Source organism: Selenomonadales bacterium 4137-cl (assembly GCA_032334055.1).
In the GTDB taxonomy this organism is placed as follows: Bacteria; Bacillota; Negativicutes; order Sporomusales; family UBA7701; genus Anaeroselena; species Anaeroselena agilis.
In genome coordinates, this window is the sequence record JAUOZS010000001.1 from 4,096,798 (window position 1) to 4,117,526 (window position 20,729).

General features: G+C 62.1%; 24 protein-coding genes. 20 read left to right on the plus strand and 4 right to left on the minus strand.

Annotation, left to right across the window (positions count from 1 at the left end):
- Positions 1–6 precede the first annotated feature (6 nt).
- The 4 genes from Q4T40_20985 to Q4T40_21000 are packed head-to-tail and all read left to right on the plus strand — an operon-like array spanning position 7 to position 3,280.
- Positions 7–651, plus strand: a complete 645-nt coding sequence (locus Q4T40_20985; GenBank protein ID MDT8903711.1) for a GNAT family N-acetyltransferase — start codon at positions 7–9, stop codon at positions 649–651.
- Positions 644–1,459 carry a polysaccharide deacetylase family protein gene (locus Q4T40_20990; GenBank protein MDT8903712.1) on the plus strand — a complete coding sequence of 272 codons (816 nt, stop codon included), beginning with the start codon at positions 644–646 and terminating at the stop codon, positions 1,457–1,459. The genes Q4T40_20985 and Q4T40_20990 overlap by 8 nt, the downstream gene beginning before the upstream one ends.
- Position 1,460: 1 nt before the next feature.
- On the plus strand, positions 1,461–2,018 hold the full coding sequence (pth, locus tag Q4T40_20995) for an aminoacyl-tRNA hydrolase (protein MDT8903713.1): 558 nt from the start codon (positions 1,461–1,463) through the stop codon (positions 2,016–2,018).
- Positions 2,019–2,047: 29 nt separating this feature from the next.
- Positions 2,048–3,280, plus strand: coding sequence for a radical SAM protein (locus tag Q4T40_21000; protein ID MDT8903714.1), 1,233 nt, complete (start codon positions 2,048–2,050; stop codon positions 3,278–3,280).
- A 66-nt stretch (positions 3,281–3,346) separates the two neighbouring features.
- On the opposite strand, the gene Q4T40_21005 is transcribed toward Q4T40_21000, so the two are convergent.
- Positions 3,347–4,549: a class I SAM-dependent methyltransferase gene (locus tag Q4T40_21005; protein MDT8903715.1), complete on the minus strand. Its 1,203-nt coding sequence runs from the start codon at positions 4,547–4,549 to the stop codon at positions 3,347–3,349.
- Between the two features lie 290 nt (positions 4,550–4,839).
- On the opposite strand from Q4T40_21005, the gene rpmE reads away from it, so the two are divergent.
- The 10 genes from rpmE to Q4T40_21055 all read left to right on the plus strand — a co-directional run bounded on the left by rpmE (position 4,840) and on the right by Q4T40_21055 (position 12,407).
- Positions 4,840–5,043 carry a 50S ribosomal protein L31 gene (rpmE, locus tag Q4T40_21010; GenBank protein ID MDT8903716.1) on the plus strand — a complete coding sequence of 68 codons (204 nt, stop codon included), beginning with the start codon at positions 4,840–4,842 and terminating at the stop codon, positions 5,041–5,043.
- 86 nt (positions 5,044–5,129) lie between these two features.
- Complete coding sequence (locus tag Q4T40_21015) at positions 5,130–6,008, plus strand: DUF1385 domain-containing protein (protein MDT8903717.1); 879 nt, start codon at positions 5,130–5,132, stop codon at positions 6,006–6,008.
- Complete coding sequence (gene prfA, locus Q4T40_21020) at positions 6,001–7,068, plus strand: peptide chain release factor 1 (protein ID MDT8903718.1); 1,068 nt, start codon at positions 6,001–6,003, stop codon at positions 7,066–7,068. Before Q4T40_21015 ends, prfA begins: the two co-directional genes overlap by 8 nt.
- 3 nt (positions 7,069–7,071) lie before the next feature.
- Complete coding sequence (gene prmC / locus Q4T40_21025; GenBank protein MDT8903719.1) at positions 7,072–7,935, plus strand: peptide chain release factor N(5)-glutamine methyltransferase; 864 nt, start codon at positions 7,072–7,074, stop codon at positions 7,933–7,935.
- Complete coding sequence (locus Q4T40_21030; GenBank protein MDT8903720.1) at positions 7,935–8,981, plus strand: L-threonylcarbamoyladenylate synthase; 1,047 nt, start codon at positions 7,935–7,937, stop codon at positions 8,979–8,981. The genes prmC and Q4T40_21030 overlap by 1 nt, the downstream gene beginning before the upstream one ends.
- A 47-nt stretch (positions 8,982–9,028) precedes the next feature.
- Positions 9,029–9,814, plus strand: a complete 786-nt coding sequence (locus Q4T40_21035) for an AraC family transcriptional regulator (GenBank protein MDT8903721.1) — start codon at positions 9,029–9,031, stop codon at positions 9,812–9,814.
- 74 nt (positions 9,815–9,888) lie between these two features.
- Positions 9,889–10,296: a DUF2000 domain-containing protein gene (locus Q4T40_21040; protein MDT8903722.1), complete on the plus strand. Its 408-nt coding sequence runs from the start codon at positions 9,889–9,891 to the stop codon at positions 10,294–10,296.
- A gap of 14 nt (positions 10,297–10,310) precedes the next feature.
- Positions 10,311–10,910 carry a GNAT family protein gene (locus Q4T40_21045; protein ID MDT8903723.1) on the plus strand — a complete coding sequence of 200 codons (600 nt, stop codon included), beginning with the start codon at positions 10,311–10,313 and terminating at the stop codon, positions 10,908–10,910.
- Complete coding sequence (locus Q4T40_21050) at positions 10,903–11,763, plus strand: PHP domain-containing protein (GenBank protein MDT8903724.1); 861 nt, start codon at positions 10,903–10,905, stop codon at positions 11,761–11,763. The genes Q4T40_21045 and Q4T40_21050 overlap by 8 nt, the downstream gene beginning before the upstream one ends.
- Complete coding sequence (locus Q4T40_21055; protein ID MDT8903725.1) at positions 11,760–12,407, plus strand: dienelactone hydrolase family protein; 648 nt, start codon at positions 11,760–11,762, stop codon at positions 12,405–12,407. The genes Q4T40_21050 and Q4T40_21055 overlap by 4 nt, the downstream gene beginning before the upstream one ends.
- A gap of 65 nt (positions 12,408–12,472) precedes the next feature.
- On the opposite strand, the gene Q4T40_21060 is transcribed toward Q4T40_21055, so the two are convergent.
- From Q4T40_21060 to Q4T40_21070, 3 genes are all read right to left on the minus strand, one after another.
- Positions 12,473–13,588: a GGDEF domain-containing protein gene (locus tag Q4T40_21060; GenBank protein MDT8903726.1), complete on the minus strand. Its 1,116-nt coding sequence runs from the start codon at positions 13,586–13,588 to the stop codon at positions 12,473–12,475.
- Positions 13,589–13,713: 125 nt separating this feature from the next.
- The gene (locus tag Q4T40_21065; GenBank protein ID MDT8903727.1) at positions 13,714–15,708 is read right to left on the minus strand and encodes a TRAP transporter permease; all 1,995 of its coding nucleotides are present in this window, start codon (positions 15,706–15,708) and stop codon (positions 13,714–13,716) included.
- Positions 15,709–15,807: 99 nt separating this feature from the next.
- Positions 15,808–16,782: a TAXI family TRAP transporter solute-binding subunit gene (locus Q4T40_21070; protein ID MDT8903728.1), complete on the minus strand. Its 975-nt coding sequence runs from the start codon at positions 16,780–16,782 to the stop codon at positions 15,808–15,810.
- 253 nt (positions 16,783–17,035) lie between these two features.
- Between Q4T40_21070 and Q4T40_21075 the strand changes: the two genes are divergently transcribed.
- The 6 genes from Q4T40_21075 to Q4T40_21100 all read left to right on the plus strand — a co-directional run bounded on the left by Q4T40_21075 (position 17,036) and on the right by Q4T40_21100 (position 20,700).
- Positions 17,036–17,389, plus strand: coding sequence for an ArsC/Spx/MgsR family protein (locus Q4T40_21075; protein MDT8903729.1), 354 nt, complete (start codon positions 17,036–17,038; stop codon positions 17,387–17,389).
- The gene (locus tag Q4T40_21080) at positions 17,386–17,583 is read left to right on the plus strand and encodes a YwbE family protein (GenBank protein MDT8903730.1); all 198 of its coding nucleotides are present in this window, start codon (positions 17,386–17,388) and stop codon (positions 17,581–17,583) included. Before Q4T40_21075 ends, Q4T40_21080 begins: the two co-directional genes overlap by 4 nt.
- Positions 17,584–17,614: 31 nt before the next feature.
- Entirely contained in the window at positions 17,615–17,977 is a 363-nt protein-coding gene (locus tag Q4T40_21085; GenBank protein MDT8903731.1) for a cupin domain-containing protein, read from the plus strand.
- Between the two features lie 86 nt (positions 17,978–18,063).
- Positions 18,064–18,996: a hypothetical protein gene (locus tag Q4T40_21090; protein ID MDT8903732.1), complete on the plus strand. Its 933-nt coding sequence runs from the start codon at positions 18,064–18,066 to the stop codon at positions 18,994–18,996.
- A gap of 41 nt (positions 18,997–19,037) precedes the next feature.
- Positions 19,038–19,229, plus strand: a complete 192-nt coding sequence (locus tag Q4T40_21095; GenBank protein ID MDT8903733.1) for a hypothetical protein — start codon at positions 19,038–19,040, stop codon at positions 19,227–19,229.
- 151 nt (positions 19,230–19,380) lie between these two features.
- The gene (locus Q4T40_21100) at positions 19,381–20,700 is read left to right on the plus strand and encodes a lipase family protein (protein ID MDT8903734.1); all 1,320 of its coding nucleotides are present in this window, start codon (positions 19,381–19,383) and stop codon (positions 20,698–20,700) included.
- The last annotated feature ends 29 nt before the right edge of the window (positions 20,701–20,729 follow it).

Here is a 20,729-nt window from a genome sequence, read left to right on the forward strand (position 1 = left end):
TACACGATGAACGGGGACTTCACTGTCGGGCGCGCGAACGCTGGCGACGTCCCGGCCATTGCCGTGCTGTTCACCGAGTGCTTCCGGGAGAGCGTCCTGCACCACTGCGGCCGGTTGCCCGCGCCGCAGGCGATGGAGGACGTGTTCGCCCTGGTGTATGAGGCTGAGCCGGAAGCGGCGCTGGTGACCCGCGCCGATGACGGCTCGGTCGTCGGTTACTGCTTTGCCCCCACCGTGCTGCCGCGCCTGTGGGTGAGGGCGGTGACGGGCGGCCACCTTTTCCGGTGGGCGTGGCGGTGGCTGACCGGGCGGTACGGTTTCGGGCTCCATCCGGTGAAGGTAATCCTGGTAAACAAATTGGCCTTCCTGCGTTCGGCGGCGACACCGGCCAAGGCGGCCGCGGCCCGCATCCTATCGGTCGCGGTGGCGCCTTCCTGGCGCGGCCGGGGTCTGGCGCGGGCGCTGATGGCCGAGGCTATGGCCTATTTCCGCTGCCGCCAAGTGGCCAGGATCCGCCTGGAGGTGCGTCCGGACAACGCGCCGGCGATCCGGGTATATAAGGATTGCGGCTTTGTGGCTGCTGGGCTTACATATGATTCCCAGGGTCCGTGGCTGATAATGATGAAAGAGATGGAGCAGGCCGATGTTTGATACGAAGCTGTCCCTCATCAGCATCCTGGCAGTGCTCACGGTGATCGTGCTGATAAGCTTGACGCTCGATTACCTTCGTCTGCTGCGGCGGCCGGCCAGGCTGGGCTTGTGGCTTGCTATGCTCGGTATTATCGCCGGCTTCGTCTTTACCCTCAACGCCGTGCTACCGGGCAATCGCTTCTACGGGCCGACCTTTTCCGAGGTGAAGACAAGCCAGAAGATCGTGGCCCTGACGTTCGACGACGGGCCTTACCCGCCTTACACCGGCAAGGTGCTCGACATCCTCCGTGAGGAAGAGGTGCCGGCCACCTTTTTCGTTATCGGCCGGAATGCCGCGAGGCATCCCGACCTGGTGCGGCGAATGGTCGCCGAGGGGCACCAGGTGGGCAACCACACATATAATCATGTAGATCTCTTGAAGGCGGACCGGGCGACGATCGCCGACGAAGTCGACCGCACCAACAGGGTAATTGCGGCGATAACCGGCGCTTCCGCCAGGGTCGTCCGCCCTCCGCACGGCTTCCGCGACGCGGTGGTGCTGGAGGTGATGGCCGAGCGGGGCCTCAAGGTGGTGGAATGGTCGGTGCTGAGCCGCGACTGGACCAACCCCGGCGTGGATACGATTGTCAGGCGGACGCTCGACAAGGTGAAAAGCGGCGCGGTCATCCTTCTCCACGACGGCGACGGCGTGGCCGCGGCGGCCCCCAGGACCCAGACGGTCGAGGCGGCGCGGCTGGTCATCCGCGACCTGAAGGCGCGGGGGTTTAAGTTCGTTACTGTTGACGAGATTCTCAAGTCGGAGGAATAACGTGAAAATCGTTGTCGGTCTGGGAAATCCCGGGCGGGAGTACAGCGCGACCCGCCACAACGTGGGCTTCATGGCGGTGGACGAGCTGGCCGCGCGCTGGAACGTGGCCAGCTGGCGGGAAAAGTTCGGCGCTCTGGTCGCCGAGCATCGCGGTCAGGAAACCGTGTTGCTGGTAAAGCCGCAGACGTATATGAATCTGAGCGGCCAGGCGGTGTCGGCGCTTGTGCGCTGGCACAAGCTGGACGCGGCAGATATTATCGTGGTCTATGACGATATCGACCTGCCGGCCGGCAAATTGCGGCTGCGCCCGGCGGGCGGCGCCGGCGGCCACCGCGGCATCGAGTCGATGCTGGCCCACCTGGGCAAGGACGCCTTCGCCCGCGTCCGCATTGGCGTGGGCAGGCCGCCGGAGTACATGGAGACGGCCGATTACGTTCTGGGGCGCTTTTCGGCCGAGGAGCAGCCGCTGATGGCGGAAGCCGTCAGACGGGCGGCGTCCGCGGTCGAGGCGGTGCTCAAGGACGGGCTGGCGAAGGCGGCCAATGAGTATAATAAGTAAAATGCGGTTTTTGAGGCTGGGTGGAGAGAATGTTTTCAGCGGTCTACGCCGATGAGAGAGGCAATATCTACGATGCGCCGGGCTACGCGGCCGTCGGACGCAGCGGCCGGGACGACCGGATGCTGGCGGATGACGACCTGATTCCTCTGCCCCCGGGGGCCGACCTGATGTTTTTACCCGGCCGCAGCGCGCTGGCTGCCAAAGACGGCGCCGTGACGCCGATCGCCGCCCCGCTGGCGGCGGTGGCGGCGATGCTGCCGGCCGGCTATACCCGGACCTATCTGCCGGCTTACCGCCTTCAGGCGGGTGCGCCGCCGCTGCCGCTGTACGGCTACGCGGCGGTGGCCATGCGGCGGGGCCGCTTCTATGCCGCGGCGGTAAAAAGCGACGACAACGCCAAGTGGGACCCCCGCCGCTTTAACACCCCCGACCTCGCCGGCCGCATCGCGGCGGTACGGAAGGAGCTTCCCGGCAACCGCCTGGTGGAGCATCTGGCCCGCTGCTCGCTCGAGTGGCACTGTTGCACGGCCCAGAACCTCTTCTACCGGCGCTGGGAGGCGGGCATACCGGTTTCGCCGGCCTGCAACGCCGACTGCCTGGGCTGCATCTCCCGCCAGCCGGCGGAATGCTGCCCGGCGCCGCAGAGCCGCATCGACTTCGTGCCGGAACCGGACGAAGTGGCGGCAGTCGGGGTCTATCATCTCGGCAAAGCGCCGCAGGCGATCGTCAGCTTCGGCCAGGGCTGCGAGGGCGAGCCGTCGCTGGAGGCTGACACGATCGCGGCCGCGATAAAGATCATGAGAGCGGAGACGGTGCGGGGGATGGTGAACATCAACACCAACGCCGGGTTTACGGCCGGTATCGAGAAGATCGCCGCCGCCGGCCTCGACAGTATGCGGGTAAGCGTCATCAGCGCCCGTCCCGAGGGACACAAGGCGTACTATCGCAGCGGCTACTCGCTCGACGACGTACAGGCCTCGATAGCGGTCGCCAAAGCCCGCGGGGTTCACGTTTCCCTTAATATGCTGTTGCTGCCCGGCTTTAACGACCGGCCGGAGGAAGCGGCGGCCTGGGAGGAGTTCGTGGAGGCGACCGGGATAGACATGATCCAGCTCCGCAACCTCAACATCGACCCGGAGGCGGTTTGGCCGGTTCTGCCACCCCAGGGCGCTGAGCCCATGGGGGTCAAGAAGTTCCTCAGCCGGCTGGCGGAGCGGTTCCCGGCGGTGAGGATCGGCAGCTTCAGCAGGTATATCGGCTAAGATCGGACCGATAATTCAAGAACCCCTCTGCCGGCTGGGCAAGGGGGTTCTTTGCGTGATGCGCTGTCAGGCGTATATGTGGTCGTTGGTCAGCGGCAGGTCGTTGTTGACGCCCTTGGTGAAGACCAACTGGTGGATGTCGAGGGCGGCTATCCGGAAGGAGGCGGCGCAGGCCTTGAGGTATAGGTCCCACATCCGGTAGAACCGGTCGCCGAATTTAGTGCGGACAGCGTCTGCCTGGCGGTCGAAGTTTTCGTGCCAGCGGTCGAGCGTCATGGCGTAATGTCGGCGCAGGCTTTCGGCGTTGATCATCTGGAAACCGTATTCCGGCAGTTGCCAGATTATTTCCCTGAGCGTCGGCACATAGCCGCCGGGGAATATGTATTTTTTCATCCAGGTATTGCCTAGGGCCGTCTCGCGGGTGCTGGTGATGGTGTGTAGCAGCGACAGTCCGGCGGGGGCCAGGAGGCGGTAAATCTTGTTGAAGTATTTGGGGATGTTGTCTTTGCCCACATGTTCGAACATGCCGACGCTGACGATCTTATCGAAGCGGTGGCGGTCTTCGTCCAGGTCGAGATAGTTGACAAGCTCGACGTCGACTTTATCGCTCAGGCCGAGCGCGGCGATCCGCTCGCGGGTCTTCCGGTACTGTTCCTCGCTAAGGGTGATGCCTAAGGCGTTTACGCCATAGGTCTGGGCAGCCGTGATTATCAGCCACCCCCAGCCGCTGCCGATGTCGAGCAGGCGGTCGCCGGGGTGGAGGTCGAGTTTTCTGAGGATGTGGTCGATTTTTTGCAGCTGAGCCTGGTCCAGGCTGTCGGTCTCGTGCTTGAAGTAGGCGCATGAATAGCTCATGGTTTTGTCGAGCCAGGCGGCGAAGAAGTCGTTGCCAAGGTCATAATGGTGCTGAATATTTTCCTTGGCCTGTGTTCTGTTGGCAAGGCGGCCGGCCGCTTTCCACACGCTGGTTGCCGCATCGCTCTTGGCGAACAGTGTTTGGTTGTCGCCCAACAGGTTGAGTAAATCGTCGAGGCGGCCTTCATAATCCAGAATGCGGTCCATGTAGGCTTCCCCCAGCGCCAGAACCGGGTCGTCAAGCGCGGCCGCGATGGCGGGATTCTTCCGGAAAACCAGCTTTACCGCCGGCGGAGCGTCGCCATAGTCCGCCTCTTCCCCGTCCCAGTAACGGACCCGCAGGCCGCCGTGCCGAATTTTCCCAAGCAAGTTCTTGAGGAGCTGCTTTTCCATGACTTGCATACCGAGATTCATAATGTCACCACCTTCTTATAGGTTTATAATCTGCCTGGAGGAATAAATTGTCAAGAAGGGAGGGGGGTGGTGAAGGGGCTTAAAGGGGCGACCGGTCCCGTTATCAGGAAACAACTGGGCGAACGTAACTTTTACGCCTCGTTCCGGCAGCGGTGTCCGTCGTCGGTCAGGTGACGGGGGGCGGGGCTGGGGAAAGCGGACTTTTTTCAGGAAAGATTTGCGCCGTCGGGGCGGTTGTGCTATAATAATTTAGCGTGACAACGATTGTAGTAAAGTGAGGTGCAAGATACATGAAAGAAAAGATTCATCCGAAGTACGGCGAATCTACCGTGGTGTGCGCCTGCGGCAACACCTTCAACACCGGCTCGGTGAAAAAGGAACTGAAGGTCGACGTGTGCTCCAAGTGCCACCCTTTCTTCACCGGTCAGCAGCGCTCGCTGGCCGCCCGCGGACGCATCGAGAAGTTCAATAAGCGTTACGGACAGGAAGAATAAGATGTGGGGCAGAGCGGAGGATGCTCTGCCTTCTTTACAAGTTCGGCCTTTGATAAGCGCCCATCTGTTCAGAGAGGAGAAAAACCGTGCAAGCCAAGACGAATATCGGCGGGCAGGCGGTGATCGAGGGCGTGATGATGCGCGGGCCGGGACACATCGCTACGGCGGTGCGGGAACCCTCCGGCAACATCACGGTCAAGAAGGAGCCGCTTGTTTCAATTAGCGATCGATATCCGATTCTGAAGAAACCAATGCTGCGTGGCGTGGTAGCTCTGGCGGAAGCGCTGGTGTACGGCCTCAAGGCGCTGTCTTTCTCCGCCCAGGCTTCGGGCGAGGAGGAGGAGCAACTGACGACGAAGGAAATCCTGATGACGATGGGATTCGCCTTCGTCCTCGCGGTCGTGCTCTTCGTCATCATTCCCACCTGGGCCGCCAAGTTCATCCACAGCATCGCGGACGACCCGATGGTTTTCAACCTGTTTGAGGGCCTGCTGCGCCTGGCGATTTTCTTCGCCTACGTAGTAGCGATTTCGGTGATGAAGGATATCAGGCGGGTGTTCATGTATCACGGCGCCGAGCATAAGGCCATCCATGCCTACGAGGCGGGGGCGCCGCTCGATGTCGAGCATGTCCGCCCTTTCAGCACGCTCCATCCTCGTTGCGGGACGAACTTTCTGTTGATCGTCATGCTGGTAAGCGTGTTCGTGTTCGCGTTCCTGGGCTGGCCCGACCTGTGGCTGCGCATTGCCACGCGCGTGGCGCTGCTGCCGCTGATCGCCGGTATCGGCTACGAAATAATCCGCTACGCCGGCCGCAGTGATAAACGCTGGGTGGCGGTGGCCATCACCCCCGGTCTGTGGCTGCAGAAGCTCACGACCCGCGAACCGAGCGACGATATGATCGAGGTGGCGATATGCGCTCTCGAGGCTGTCAAGCCCGACGGCGAGGTGAAAGCGAATGCTTGATAAACTGCAGGCGATTGAAGATAGATATGAGGAACTTGAGCAACTAATCAGCGATCCGGCCGTGATGGCCGACATGTCGGTGTGGCAGAAGCACACCAAGGCGCATTCCAAGTTGTCCGGCCTGGTGACTGCGTTCCGCGAGTACAAGCAGGCCCTCAAGGGGGCTGACGACGCCCGGGAGATGCTTAAGGACAAACTCGACGCCGACTTCCGCGAGCTGGTAGAGGCGGAGCTGGCCGAGCTGACCGGCAAAGCCGAGAAGCTGGCCGATGAACTGCGGGTCATGCTGTTGCCCCGCGACCCTAACGACGACAAGGATGTTATCATCGAGATTCGCGGCGGGGCGGGGGGCGACGAGGCGGCGTTGTTCGCCGGCGATCTTTTCCGCATGTACAGCCGTTATGCCGAAGGCCGGGGCTGGAGGACCGAGGTGCTGGACGCCAATCCTACCGACCTCGGCGGTTTCAAGGAAGTCGTTTTTGCCGTTTCGGGCGACGGGGCGTACTCTCGCTTCAAGTTCGAGAGCGGCGTGCATCGTGTGCAGCGGGTGCCGGATACCGAGGCCAGCGGCCGCATCCACACCTCGACGGTGACGGTGGCGGTGCTGCCCGAGGCCGAGGATGTCGACGTCGAGATCAACCAGAACGACCTGCGGATCGACACTTACTGCGCCAGCGGCGCCGGCGGTCAGCACGTCAACAAGACCGAATCGGCGGTGCGCATCACTCACCTGCCTACCGGCGTGGTGGTGCAGTGCCAGGACGAGAAGTCCCAGCTTAAGAACCGCGACAAGGCGATGCGGGTGCTTAGGGCCAAACTGCTCGAGCTTGCCCAGGAGTCGCAGCGGGCCGAGGTGGCCGAGACGCGCAAGAGCCAGGTGGGTACAGGCGACCGCAGCGAGCGTATCCGCACCTACAATTTCCCGCAGGGGCGGGTGACCGATCATCGCATCGGTCTGACGCTCCACAAGCTTGATTTTATTTTGAACGGCGACCTGGACGAACTGATCGACGCCCTTATCACCGCCGACCAGAGCGAGCGTCTGAAGCAGGTCGATTAGACGATGAGCGAACCGAAATGGACGATAGGCTCGATTTTAACATGGACCAAGCAGTACTTTGCCGACAAGGGCGTGGCCAGTCCGCGCCTTGACGCCGAGGTGCTGCTTTCCCACATTCTGGGCACGGACCGCATGTACCTGTACGTCAATTTCGACCAGCCGCTGGAAGCCGGCGAACTGGCCGCCTTCCGCGAGGCGGTGAAAAAGCGCGCGGCACGCATGCCGGTGGCTTATATAACCGGCCGGCGGGAGTTTTTCGGCCTGTCCTTCGCCGTCACGCCTGCGGTGCTCATCCCGCGCCCGGACACCGAGGTGCTGGTGGAGGCGGTTATACGCCGCTTTCAGGCGACAGACGGCCCGTCGGTGCTGGATATCGGCACCGGCAGCGGAGCGGTAATCGTCAGCCTATTGCACAAGCTGCCGGCGGCGCGTGGGGTGGCGACCGACGTTTCCGCCGAGGCGCTGGCGGTGGCGGCTGATAACGCCGCTAGGCTGGGGGTGGCCGACCGCCTGGAGTTTTTGCGCGGCGATCTTCTCGCTCCCGCGGCGGGGCGGGTCTTCGACGCGATCGTCAGCAACCCGCCCTATATTGCCGCCAAGGATATGGCCGCTCTCGAGCCCGAGCTGGGCTACGAGCCGCGGGGCGCTCTGGCCGGCGGCGCCGACGGGCTGGACTTTTACCGTCGTATGGCCGGTGGGGCGGCGGCGCTTCTCAGGCCGGGAGGCTTCCTGGCCGTCGAGGTGGGAGCCGGCCAGGCGCGGCAGGTGGCTGCGCTGGCGACTGAAGCCACGGGTCTGGAGGCCGCGGATACGATCAAGGATTATGCCGGTGTGGAGCGGGTTGTCGTGCTGGAACGGAGGCTGTAATGAATACGAAGCATTATGTTGTCGATAGGGAGAAGCCGGATTTCCGCATCCTCGACCAGGCGGCGGCGGTGCTGCGCCAGGGAGGGCTGGTGGCCTTCCCGACCGAGACGGTTTACGGGCTGGGAGCGAACGGTCTCGATCCCGGGGCGGTGGCGAGGATTTTCGCCGCCAAGGGGCGTCCGGCGGATAACCCGCTTATTTTACATATCGCCGACGTCCATGAGGTGAATAAGCTGGCCGCCCGGGTGCCGGCCAACGCCGCCGCGTTGATGGCGGAGTACTGGCCGGGGCCGCTGACGCTGGTGCTGGCGAGGACGCGCTTGGTGCCGGACGCGGTAACCGGGGGGCTCGATACGGTGGCGATCCGCCTGCCCGACTCAACGGTGGCCCGGGAACTCATCCGCCTGGCGGGTGTGCCGGTGGCGGCGCCGAGCGCCAACACCTCGGGACGGCCCAGCCCGACGACCGCCGGCGACGTGCTGGCCGACCTGGCCGGCCGCATCGAGCTGGTGATCGACGCCGGCCCGTGCGGCATCGGCGTGGAGTCGACGGTGGTGGACTGCACTACCCCGGTGCCGACGCTGCTCAGGCCGGGGGGCGTGACGCTGGAGATGTTGATCGCAACGCTGGGCGAGGTCGAAGTCGACCCTGCCCTGGGCGGCGAAAACATCGTGCCGCGGGCGCCGGGGATGAAGTATACCCATTATGCCCCGGCGGCGCCGATGACGCTTTACGAAGGCGAGGGCGGGGCGGCCGCGGCGGCGGTCGCCGGCGAGGCTGCGCGCCTGGAGGCGGCCGGCAGACGGGTCGGGGCGGTGGTTTCGGCGGAAACGGCGCTGCTGCTGCCGCCGACGGTGGTGGCGGCGGTCTACGGAATCCGGGGCGACCTGGACGCGGCGGCAGCGAATCTGTATACCGCCCTGCGACTGTTCGACGCCGAACCTGTCGATGTCATCCTTGCCGAGAGCGTGTCCGAGGCGGGGCTCGGTCTGGCGGTGATGAACCGCCTTCGTAAAGCGGCAGGGTATCGGATTGTACACTGCTAAAGGGAAGCGGCTTATAGGCCGTTTCCGGCATTCTTGGGGGAAGCATTATGGACGGAATCACCTACTACCGCGACGCCGATGTGCCGTTCTTCGAGCTGAAGGCGGGCAGTACGGACCAACTGTCGTATAAAAAGCATTATCATGAGGATTTTTCCGTGGGGCTGGTGGAAAAGGGGGCCAGCAGGTTATGGCACGAAGGCCGGCAGGCGGAAGTGCTGCCTGACAGCCTCGTGGTCATTCCGCCCGGCGTTTTTCACGCCTGCAACCCCCGTGACCGGGCCCACTGGCAGTTTAAAATGCTGTTCGTCGCTCCTGCGTGGCTCGACAGCGTAGTTCCCAAAGGGCGGCCGGGGGGAGTGCGCTGCCTGCACGGGCGGGCGTACGAGCGGCTGATGTCACAGGCGGCCTATTGCCTGATGGACTCCGGTGCCCCGCTGGCCAAGGAAAGCTGCGTCCTGGCGCTGTTCGCGGCTCTGTGCGGCGCCAGGGACCGCTGGACGGACGGGGGCGGCGGGGAGAGCGCCGGGCTGCGGCAGGTGCGGGAATATCTCGAAGCGCATTTCCTCGACCGGATCACGCTGGCGTCGCTGGAGGCGGTGTCCGGGCTGAGCAAATACTACATAGTTAAGCTGTTCAAGAAGAAGTACGGCGTGCCGCCCCATGTTTACCAGACGATGCTGAGGGTCAACTTCGCCGAGAAGGAGCTGCGCCGGCAGCGGGATCTGGCGGCAGTCGCCCAGGACGCCGGCTTTTACGACCAGAGCCACTTTACCAAGACCTTCCGCAGCCATGTGGGCGTGACGCCCGAGGTGTATCAGAGGGCCCATTCGTAGCGGGGACAACTTTTTACAATACACTGCCGCCGTCGCCGTTTATCATGGGAGGAAAACGGCGGGAGGCGAGTGAAATGAAAGTTGTGATGATTATCGACAAGGAGCTGCCGGTGGGGCTGATCGCCAATACGGCGGCGGTGCTGGGGGCGAGCTTGGGGAGGATGGTCGACGGTCTGGTAGGCGGGGATCTGCAAGACGCCGACGGCAACCTCCACCGGGGGATCACGACGATGAACATCCCCATTCTTGGGGGAACGAAAGAGCAGATCAGGTCCATCCGTGCCCGGCTGTACGATGAAGAGTACGCCGCGGTGGCGACGGTGGATTTCAACGCTATCGCCCAACGGTCGCTGGATTACTGCGACTACGGGCGCTCGCTCGCCAGCGCGGGTGGCGACGGGCTTTCCTATCTGGGCATCTGTCTGTACGGCCCGCAGAAAAAGGTCAGCAGCCTGACCGGCAGTATCGGGCTGCTGCGCTGACAGGGTGATTCGATTTGGAGAAGCCACGGGGTGCGTTCCCGACAATCGAGACCGCGAGACTGACCTTGCGCGAGATCGTAAGCGGTGACGCAGCCTTATTGCACCGCTATTGGTCGGACGAGGACGTGACCGAGTTCATGGTGCTCGACCGGTTTACGAAGATCGAGGATACGGTGCAGATGATCGTTTTGTTGGCCGGCCTGTTCGCCGACGGATCGGGCGTCAGATGGGCGGTAGTCCGCAAGGAGGACGGCGCGGTCCTGGGAACCTGCGGGTTTCACAATCTCAAGCCCGAGCACTTTCGGGCGGAGGTGGGCTACGAGATGGGTAAGGAGTACTGGGGCCGGGGCCTGATGACCGAAGCGCTGACGGCAATCCTCGGCTACGGCATCGAGGCCATGGATTTCAACCGCGTGGAGGCGTTCGTCAACGCCGGCAACATCCGCTCGCTGCGGATTCTCGAAAAGCTTGGCTTCCGGCTGGACGGGACGCTAAGGGAATACGAGCGGGCCCGTGGGGTGTTCGTGGACCAGCACTGCCTTTCGCTGCTGCGGAAGGAATGGGTTGTCGGGCAGAGAGCGCGTACGGGAGCGGGGATACTTGCCGATGGATAGCAGCACCAGGGTCGATTTGCATATTCATACCGTCGCCTCCGATGGGACGTGGACACCGGCCGAAACGGTCGCGGCCGTGCGGGCGGCGGGCATCGGCCTGTTTGCCGTCACCGACCATGATTCGGCGGCGAGCGTCGCCCTGACCGCCCGGCTGGCGGCGGAGGCCGGGCTGGGCTTTCTGTCCGGGGTCGAGATTTCGGTGACGCTGGCGGGGCACCTCTTCCACGTGCTTGGCTACGGGATCGACCCGGAAGGCCGGTCGCTGCGGCGCATCCTGGACGCCAACACCGCGCTGATGGAGGAGGTCGATCACGACAGCATCAAGCGGCTGGCCGCCGCCGGCCTACCCATCAGTTACGCCGAGTTTTGCGCCTATGACTACGACCCCGGACGGGGCGGCTGGAAGTCGCTCTACTATTTGATCGACAAAGGCCTGTGCACCGGTGTGGGCGATTTCTTCGCCGAGTTGTTCAACGCCAAACGGGGCATCGTTTTTCCCGAATTCTCCCACCCGGCCGAGGCCATCGCCGCTATCAAGGAAGCGGGCGGCGTGCCGATACTCGCTCACCCCGGCAGCGATTTCCACGGCCCCGCCATCGAAGAGACGCTCGACCTGTTCGCCGCCGAGGCCATCGAGGGAGTGGAGTGTTTCCACCTCTGTCACGACGCCGCCACCACCCGGCGGGCGGTCGAGTGGTGCGACCTGCACAACCTGCTGATTACCGGCGGTTCGGACTGCCACGGCGGCTTTGTTCCCGCCCGTCGACTGGGGGTGCCGGAGCTTCGCCTCGGGCAGTTGCGTCTCGGCAAACTGGCGGACAGTCTGACAGGCTTCAGCGAGGGTGGCGGATGAGCCCGGAAGATCGCTATCCGGCCTGGGAAAAGCAGGGGCAAGTTTACCGCCTTGGCTGCGGGGCGGAAGATGCGGTTATCCTGCTGCACGAGATATACGGCGTGAACGGCCATATGCTCGATGTTGCCGCCTGGCTGGCGGCGCGGGGCCTGGACGTGTACTGTCCCGACTTGCTTGGAGTGTCGTACGGTTACGACCGGGAAGAAGCCGCCTACGCGCACTATATGCGGGTGGGGTTCGCCGCAGCGGCCGCGGAGGCGGGCGCGCTCGCCGGGCTGCTTGCCGGACGGTACCGCAGGATATACCTGGTCGGGTACAGCGCCGGGGCGACGGTGGCCTGGCTGCTGAGCTGCCGGGAAGGCTTTGCCGGCGCCGTCGGTTACTACGGTTCCCGCATCCGCGATTTTTGCGACCTTACGCCGGCCTGCCCAGTACTGCTGTTTTTCCCCGCCTGCGGGGAGGCTTTTTCGGTGCCGGCACTGGCGGAAACTCTGGCGGTCAAGGACGGGGTGGAAGTCCATATACTGTCGGGGATGCACGGCTTTGCCGATCGCCGGTCGTCCCGTTTCGACGCGTCCGCCGCCCGGGCGGCGGATGAACTGACGGCGGCATTTGTTAGCGGGGATGCGCGTGTAGTCCGATAAGGGCAAGAAAAAGCAGCCTGAGTTAGTCAGGCTGCTGGTTTTTTTTTGCAGGTTTGATCGGATTTTCAGGACAGTATTTCCGTCCGGTTGCGACCCCGTCGCTTCGCGTTGTAAAGAGCTTTGTCGGCCCGTTTGAAGACCTCGTCCACGGATTGGTCCTTCTCCCGCGCCGCGGCGATGCCGCTGCTGATGGTGTAGGGAAGCTCCTGGTCCTGCCAAACGACGGCTTCGGTGCCGACCCGGAGGCGTTCGGCGACCGCCTCCGCCTGCTCGGCAGGGGTGTCGGGAAGAATCAGGACGAATTCGTCGCCCCCCAGCCGGCCCCAGATGTCTTCGCGGCGGAGCTGGCGCGCGACGTAGGCGGTGAAGCTCGTGAGGACCAAGTCTCCCGCTTCGTGTCCGTAGGTGTCGTTCAATTTCTTGAAACGGTCGATATCGATCATCGCGACCGATAGCGGCCGTCGTTCGCGTACAAACCGCTCGTATTCCCGGGCGGCCAGTTCCATGATTTTCCGGCGGTTTAGCACCCCGGTAAGGTCGTCGGTGGCGGCCAGCCGGCCCAGTTCTTCCTTGACCCGGGTTTCCTCCAGCCTGGCCTGAAATTCGGTGAGGCGGTGTTTATGCAGCCATGTGGAGAAAATAATGCCAAGGGTGTTGGCCATGGCTAGAGCGACCAGCGATGTGAAGAGGATTTGCGGGCTGATCGGTTCGGAGACCCACAAATGCAGGAAGAAGTTACCTGCGGACAGGGCCAGGGGCGGGGCGAGGCGGATGGGTAGCCTGGCAGGGAAGACCATATAGGCGCTGAAGATGATTAGGATTGTGAGGACGCCGTTGGGGGGGATGTACCGGGCCCAGGCGTAATTGAAGTATAAGACGGCGATGACGGCGAAGACGGCCCAACGGAGGAGGATGTTATCATACTCACGGGGTGTGGTGATTTTGGCCAGGGCGGATATGGTGTACAGGGAGAATGCGGCGAAGGCAAGTCTTAACGTCAGCAAGACCACTAGTTGCCGGCTGGCGCCGAATAGGAAATAATCGCCGCCGGCGAAAAGGAGGAGGGGAACCAGCCATGCGGCGATGGCGACGCTGGCCTGGCGGGCGTCGGCCGCCAGGTAATGCTCGCGGTATCCGGCCTCCGGGCCGGCGCTTGTATCTGGGTGTGCGAAGAAACGCATTTTTCGTCTCCAGGGATCGAAGTATAATAAGTTTCGCTGGACAGGCCTGATAGTCCTTTAGGTAAATAATTCCAAAGTAAAAGGCAGCCTAGCTAAATGCCAGGCTGCCTTGGGAGTGATGCAAGTCAGTTGCCGGCGATTCCTGTCGACGGCGGGTTGGATAGCGAGCGCTTCTGCCAGAGGTATACGGCAATTACGCTGCCGAGGCCGATAATGTCGGTCCAAAAGCCGGGGATGATGAGGCAGAGGGCGCCGACCAGCAGGACTGCCCGCTCCGGCAGGGTACAGCCGCGGAGCAGCCAGTTTTCCAGGGCGGCGCTGAGGGCGATGATGCCGACGGTGGCCGTGAGTAACGCTTCGCCAACTTCAAAGGCGCCAAAGTTGCCTTGCAGCAACAGCATGGGAGAGTAGACGGCCAGGAAGGGGACAAGGAAGCCGGCCACGCCGAGACGGGTGGAGGTCCAACCGACTTTATACGGGCTGGCTCCGGCCATGCCGGCGGCGGTGAAGGCTGCCAGGCAGACCGGCGGGGTGAGGTTGGAGAGGCAGGCAAAGTAGAAGACGAAGAAGTGAGCCACCAGCGGCGGGACGCTGAGCTTGATAAGGGCCGGGGCGGCGATGGTGGCGGCGACGATGTAGCAGGCGGTTGTGGGCAGGCCCATGCCGAGTATGAGGGAGGTGATAGCGGTCAGGACGAGGGTGAGCATGAGACTATTGCCCGAGAGGTCGAGTATGTTGGCGCCGAAGGTCAGGCCCAGGCTGGTGAGGGAGCTGACGCCGACGACGAAGCCTACGACAGCGCAGGCCATGGCCACGCCGACCGCCGAGCGAGCACCCGCCTCGAGGGCTTTAAGAATGCCGCGGAAGCTGATGCGGGTCTCTGGCTTGAGCCAACTGACGACGATGGTGATGAGGATGGTAAAGAAAGCTGCATAAAGCGGAGTGAGGCCGTACAGGAGCAAGGCGACGATCGCCAGGATGGGGAGCATGAGATGACCGGATTTAAGGAGGGTATTCTTAAAGCTGGGCAACTGTTCTTTGGGTAGTCCTTCCAGCCCCAGTTTGAGCGCCTCGAGATGGATCATGGTCCAGCAGGCCAGGTAGTATAACGCGGCCGGCACCACGGCGGCAATCATAATGGCGGTGTAGGACATGCCGAGGAATTCGGCCATGACGAAGGCAGCGGCGCCCATAACCGGCGGCATTATCTGACCGCCGGTGGAGGCGACGGCCTCTACGGCGCCGGCAAAATGTGGCCGGTAGCCGATGCTTTTCATAAGGGGGATGGTGAAGGAACCGATGGTGGCCGTGTTGGCGACAGCGCTGCCGTTGATCATGCCCAGCAGTCCGCTGGCGAAGATGGCCACCTTGGCGGGGCCGCCGGGGGAGCCGCCGGCCACGGCCATAGCCAGCGAGTTGAAGAAGCGGGCCATGCCGGTTTCGGACAGGAAGGCGCCGAACAGGATAAAGAGGAAGATGTAGGTGGCCGAGACTCCGAGAGCAACGCCGTAGATGCCTTCGGTGGTCAGGAACATATGCTCAATGACCCGCTCCAGGCTGTAACCACGGTGGCCGAACTGGCCGGGAATCAAGTCGCCGAAGAGGGCGTAGCCGACGAAGAGGAGAGCCATGATGGGTAGCTCCTTGCCGGTGGCCCGCCGGGCAGCCTCCAGCACCAGCAGGCAGAGCAGCCCGCCGACGTAGATGTCCATCTGGGTGTAGACGCCGCCGGCGTTGGCGAGGTCGTCGTAAATGGTCATGAGATAGACGCCGGCGAAAAAGGAGAGGGCGGCCAGCATTACGTCGATCGGGGTGACTTTGGCCTTGGGGCTTTTGCTGGTGGCCGGATAAAGGAGGAAGACCAGGACCAGAACAAAGGTCAGGTGGATGCTTCTCTGTTTGATGGCCTCGAACACGCCGATGCCGGCTGTATAAAGATGGAATAAGGACATGGCTATGGCGATCACGGCGATGATTTTCGCCATGGGGCCGGTGAATTTGCGATAGCGGGCTTCGACTTCATATTTTCGCAATACTTCGTCGACTTTTTCAGACGGCTCTTCGTTGATGAAGGCGTCGATCTGCTGTTTGTCGATCACCGGTTTTTTTTCTTGCTCCAACGCATTACCCTCCTGTGGCTAGAGTTGCACGGTTAAAATATGCGTAAAGTGAGGAAGTCGCAGGCAGGGAGCCTGCCTGCGACTTCATTGATGCAGGTGTTACTTGATTATGCCTTTTTCCTTATAGTACTTCTCGGCGCCAGGATGGAGCGGCACGGTCATACCCTTGGTGGCCATTTCGAGCTTCATGGCTTTGGCGGCCGAGTGAGCGGCTACCAGGTCGCTGTGCTTTTCGTAAAGGGTTTTGGTTATGTTGTAAACGAGGTCGGTGGAGAGGTCGTCGCGGCAGATGAGGATATTGGCGACCGCCACGGTGGTGACGTCTTCGGTCTGGCCGATGTAGGTGCCCTTGGGGATTTTGATTTCGTAGTACCAGGGCATTTCCTTGGTGAGTTTGGCCAACATATCCGGCTCAAGGGACAGGATACGGATTTTTACCGACGAGGCGGCGTCGAGGACCGCGGCGGTCGGTAGGCCTCCGGCGATGAGGATGCCGTCAACCCGGCCGTCCTTAAGGGCTTCGGCCGCTTCCGAATAGCCGAGGTAGTCGGCTTTCACGTTTTTCTTGTCTTTGTAGTCAAGGCCGTAAAGGCCGAGTATTTCCTTGGAGTTGATTTCGGTGGCGCTGCCGACGGCACCGGGGACGAAGCGCTTGTCTTTAAGGTCTTTGATGGACTTTATGTCAGAATCGGCTCTGACGACGATATGCATGACGTTGGGGTAGAGGTGGGATATCCCCCGGAGGTTCTTGACCGGTTTGCCGTTAAACATTCCTTTGCCGTTATAGGCGTAGTAGGTAACGCCGTTCTGGGCAAAGGCGATCTCGGCTTCTTTCTTCTGCATCAGCAGGACGTTCTGCGGCGTCCCGGCCGTGGCCTGGGCAGAGGCCTTGACGTTGGGGATGTTCTTGCTGAAGATCTGGGCCATGGCGTTGCCTAGCGGGTAGTAGACTCCGCCGGTGGTCGCGGTTGCGATGTTGATGTTCTGGAGCTTCTGGGCACCGCCGCCGCACCCGGCAACGATGAGCGCCAGGATGACGAGACCGGACAAAATCAAGATGGCTTGCTTTCTCACATGGTTCTCCCCTTCCGGTTTATTATGGGACAACGTACTATAACCATTATTCATTATACTTTAAATATTCTCGCAAAGAAATAAATAACTGCCCGAATTTCACAAATTGATGACCGAACGCAGGAAATTGGCCGCTAAAATGGATGATTCGGCAGCGGCGGAAATGCGGACGTTATAGGAAGGGTGAATACGGCGGACGGCGAAAGTGATAATATAAGCACATATCCCTGTTGCTTTCGTTGGGGAGGAGGGCATGATGGCCATACAGATTTTCGGCACGAAAAAGTGTCAGGATACGCGCAAGGCCGAGCGATATTTCAAGGAACGGGGCATATCGTATCAGTTCGTCGATCTCGCCGTCCGCGGGCTCAGCAAAGGGGAACTCGACAGGGTCAAGGCGGCGGTGGGCCTCGATAATCTCATCGACCGGGATGGCAAGGAATACGCCCGGCGGAACCTCAAATACCTTATCCACGACGTGGAAGAGGTACTGCTGACTACCCCGCTGCTATTGAAAACGCCGGTCGTCCGGGACGGCCCGCGGGCGACGGTGGGCTACCGTCCCGAAGTTTGGAGCGGATGGCTGGAGAAAGGGGCGACAAGATGAACGGCACGGAGCGCAGGAATGTGAGGCCGGGACTGAGGGTGAAGGTGGTGCAGAAGCAGCACCAGCGCAGCGGTGAGCTTACCGAGGGCGTCGTGCGGGATATCCTGACGAACAGCGCCGTTCACCCGCGCGGCATTAAGGTGCGCCTGGAAGGGGGCGTCGTCGGCCGGATTAAGGAAATAATCGGCGGCTGAGAAACGCCGCAACATTTTTTGAGGAGTGATTATGATGGTTGTCGTCAATATGCTGGCGGAGATGGCGAAGACGCCTGTCGACCCGGCGGTAGGCATCGCGGTCGTGCAGGGAGTGGCCGAGCCGGGGGTGAGCATTGGTTTGGCGGTGGTTGAAAAAAGCATCCGACCGCACTATCAGAAGGTAAGCGACGAGATTTACTATGTTCTGCGCGGGCAGGGGACAATTACCGTTGACGGGGAGAGTCGGGACCTGAAGGAGGGGGATGTAATCGCCATCCCCAAGGGTAAGGTGCACGGCTTCGAGAATACCGGCGCCGTGCCGTGCCTCATCCTGTTCGCGAGCGGGCCGAAGTTCGAGCCTGACAAGGACCGTTTCTTCCCAGACGCCGGGTGATCATATCCGGCGCCCGTTACTTTCCGGGGGCTGAAGCGTTTAATAATTAGGTGCGCGAAAAAGGACTTCCGGAAGGAGACGCGACAATGAAAATGAATAAGAAGCAATTCGTGACTGCGGCGATTATTGGCGTGTTCGCCCTGTCGACGGCCGCCTGTTCCGGCGCGGCGGCTGGCCGGACGCCTGCGGCGCCTCAGCCTGCGGCGCAGGTTGAGGACGGCAAGGGTGCGGCGACGATAGCCGCCTACAATACGCTGGCTGGCAAGAGAGGGGTGCGGGCCGCCGAACTCCTCGCCGCTCTCGACGCCGGCATCCGCACCGTGTCCCGCAACGAAGCAACGGCGATGATCGTCGCCGCCGAGGCTGCCCAGAAGCGGGATCTGCCCGGCCTGGAGGAGAAGCTTGCCGGCGAAGGGCTGCAACGGAAGATTGGCGAATTGTACCGGAACGGCATCGATCTCGACAAGGCCGGGGATATCGGCGACGCGGAACTGCGTGAGGCCTTGATCGAGGTGCGGGACGGCGGCTATCGCCTTGATACTGCCGAGGGGATGTATTTCCCGGTGATCGACTACGGCCGCTACCGCCAATACCGGGGACTTGTAACCGCCGATCTTGCGGCTTATATCGACCTAATGGCCGTTGAGTCGGACCGCGCGCCTGCCAAGGACGCCGCCCTGGTCATCGGCTGGGACGAGATGATCAGGCGGGCGTTGGCTCAGGAAAACTTCCTGAGAACTTTCGAAGATTCGCCCCGGGCAAGGGATGTGAAGAGCCTATATGGTCGCTACCTGAGCTTCATTTTCTACGGCGCCAACAACACGCCCTTGTTCGCCTACGACAACAAGACCATGAGCGCCGAGGCCAGGACGGCTTACGCCGCGGCGGCCGGCACCGGCGACAGCCGGTTGGCGGCACGACTGAAAGAATACCTGGGGTTGCTGGCGACAAAGGGTTACCGCCTGGACGCAGAGGTGGAGGAGTTCCGCAAACAGGCGGTCAGCGATCTTGGGGATTAATTGTCCCGCAATCCGGTCACACTACTTGCGGAGGTGATTTTGTGAAGGACAGTTACGGCAAGCCCGTTCACGAGATTTGCGTCGATAAGACCAGTTGCCGCCACGAGACGTCACTGGACAAGGTGGATGGAGCGGAGCCGAAAGCCACCTTCGAACCGACCGGACACCTGACTAAGGACGCTATCCGCAAAACTTACCAGGACAGGCTAAAAAGCAGCGATAATCAGCCGTGAAGCCACATTAGCCGCCGATCCCGCCAGGGACGGCGGCTTTTTCGCATCGAGCGGCGGCGAGCGCGACAACGTCATACGGGAGGGATGGCAGGGGGGATTGGCGAATATACAGACACAACAAATATCGAGCTTTTTTGCAAGGGGACCACTGATGAAAAGACTGATACTGCTGCTTCTCGTAGCGATAATGACGGTCTGTCTGGCGCCATCAGCCGAAGCGGGCGTTGCCGAGGACTTTGCCGACGCATATGAAATCCGCCTGGCGGCCGCGGCCTGCCTGGCGGCGTACAGCGACCGGACTGGCTTCCTGGCGCGCGAATATCTCCGCCAGGACGGGTGGGAAATAATCCCGTTCAAAAAGAGCAGCCGGGAGGCCGATGCGCGCTTCCTGCTGGCCCGCAACCTGACGGAGAAGGGGCGGACCCGTTATGTGCTGGCGGTGGTGGGCACGGAAACCTTCAAGGATTTCCAGGTCGACCTGCGGACAGATAAGGTTTACTTCGCCGGCGACACTCCGGACAAATTCGCGGCCAACGCGAAGAGGGAGGATATGCCGGATACGGAACCCAAAGTGCATCGCGGCTTTCACGAGTATGTGCAGACCGCGTTCACGGCCAGGACCGACGGAGAGGGCCAGGCCAAAGACAGGGTGCTGGGAGAACTGCTCGCCGACCAGTCGGGAGAGATGCTGATCGTTGGTCACAGCCTCGGGGGCGCGGCTGCCACCATAGCCGGGGCGCGGCTGTTGGCGACGGGGGTCGGGCCGGACCAGATCAGGGTTATTACCTTCGGCGCGCCCGCGGTGGGCAACGAGGCGTTCGGCCGTCAATTCTCGCCAAAGCTCAACCTTACCAGGGTGGTTATCGCCGGCGACCCCGTAACCGGCGTTCTCCAGAAACTGGTGGGCGGGTACCGTCAGTTCGGGCGTGAGATGGTGTGGCAGCGGTCGGCGCTGTTCGAAAAAGGGCCCCACGCCATGGCGGAGTATCTTGACTTGGCGATGAAGAATTACTACGACCGGCGGACGTCGGCAATACAGGCGGGCGTTTTCACCATGCCGCAGGCCAGTCCGCCGGAAGCCGGGCCGCGGCTGTACATCGTCCCGCCGGCCGATAACCTGCCGGCTGAACTGAAAGATGAATACCGTTATATGGAACAGGCTTTCGCCGACCAGTACCGCCGCCTTTTGCCCGGATACGTGCTGGGCGGCGCGGGGGTTGACCCCGCAAAGGCCGCGGCCGCGGCCGGCTGCAGGTGGTATGTGGTTGCCGAACTTGGCGGCCTTAAGCTGAAAAACGAGCGTAACCAGTATTTTGTGACGTTGCACCACACGGTTTACGACACTTCCGGCCACGTCGTCTATCTGAACGCTTATTCGTCAGTCACCGCCAATATGACGCCCTTGGAGGCTCTGACCCACGACGCAGCCGGGGCGGTAGCCGATTTGGCGACCTGGATGGAAGGCCGATAGCCGGGAAATTGTTCTCCCCACCTCCGCCG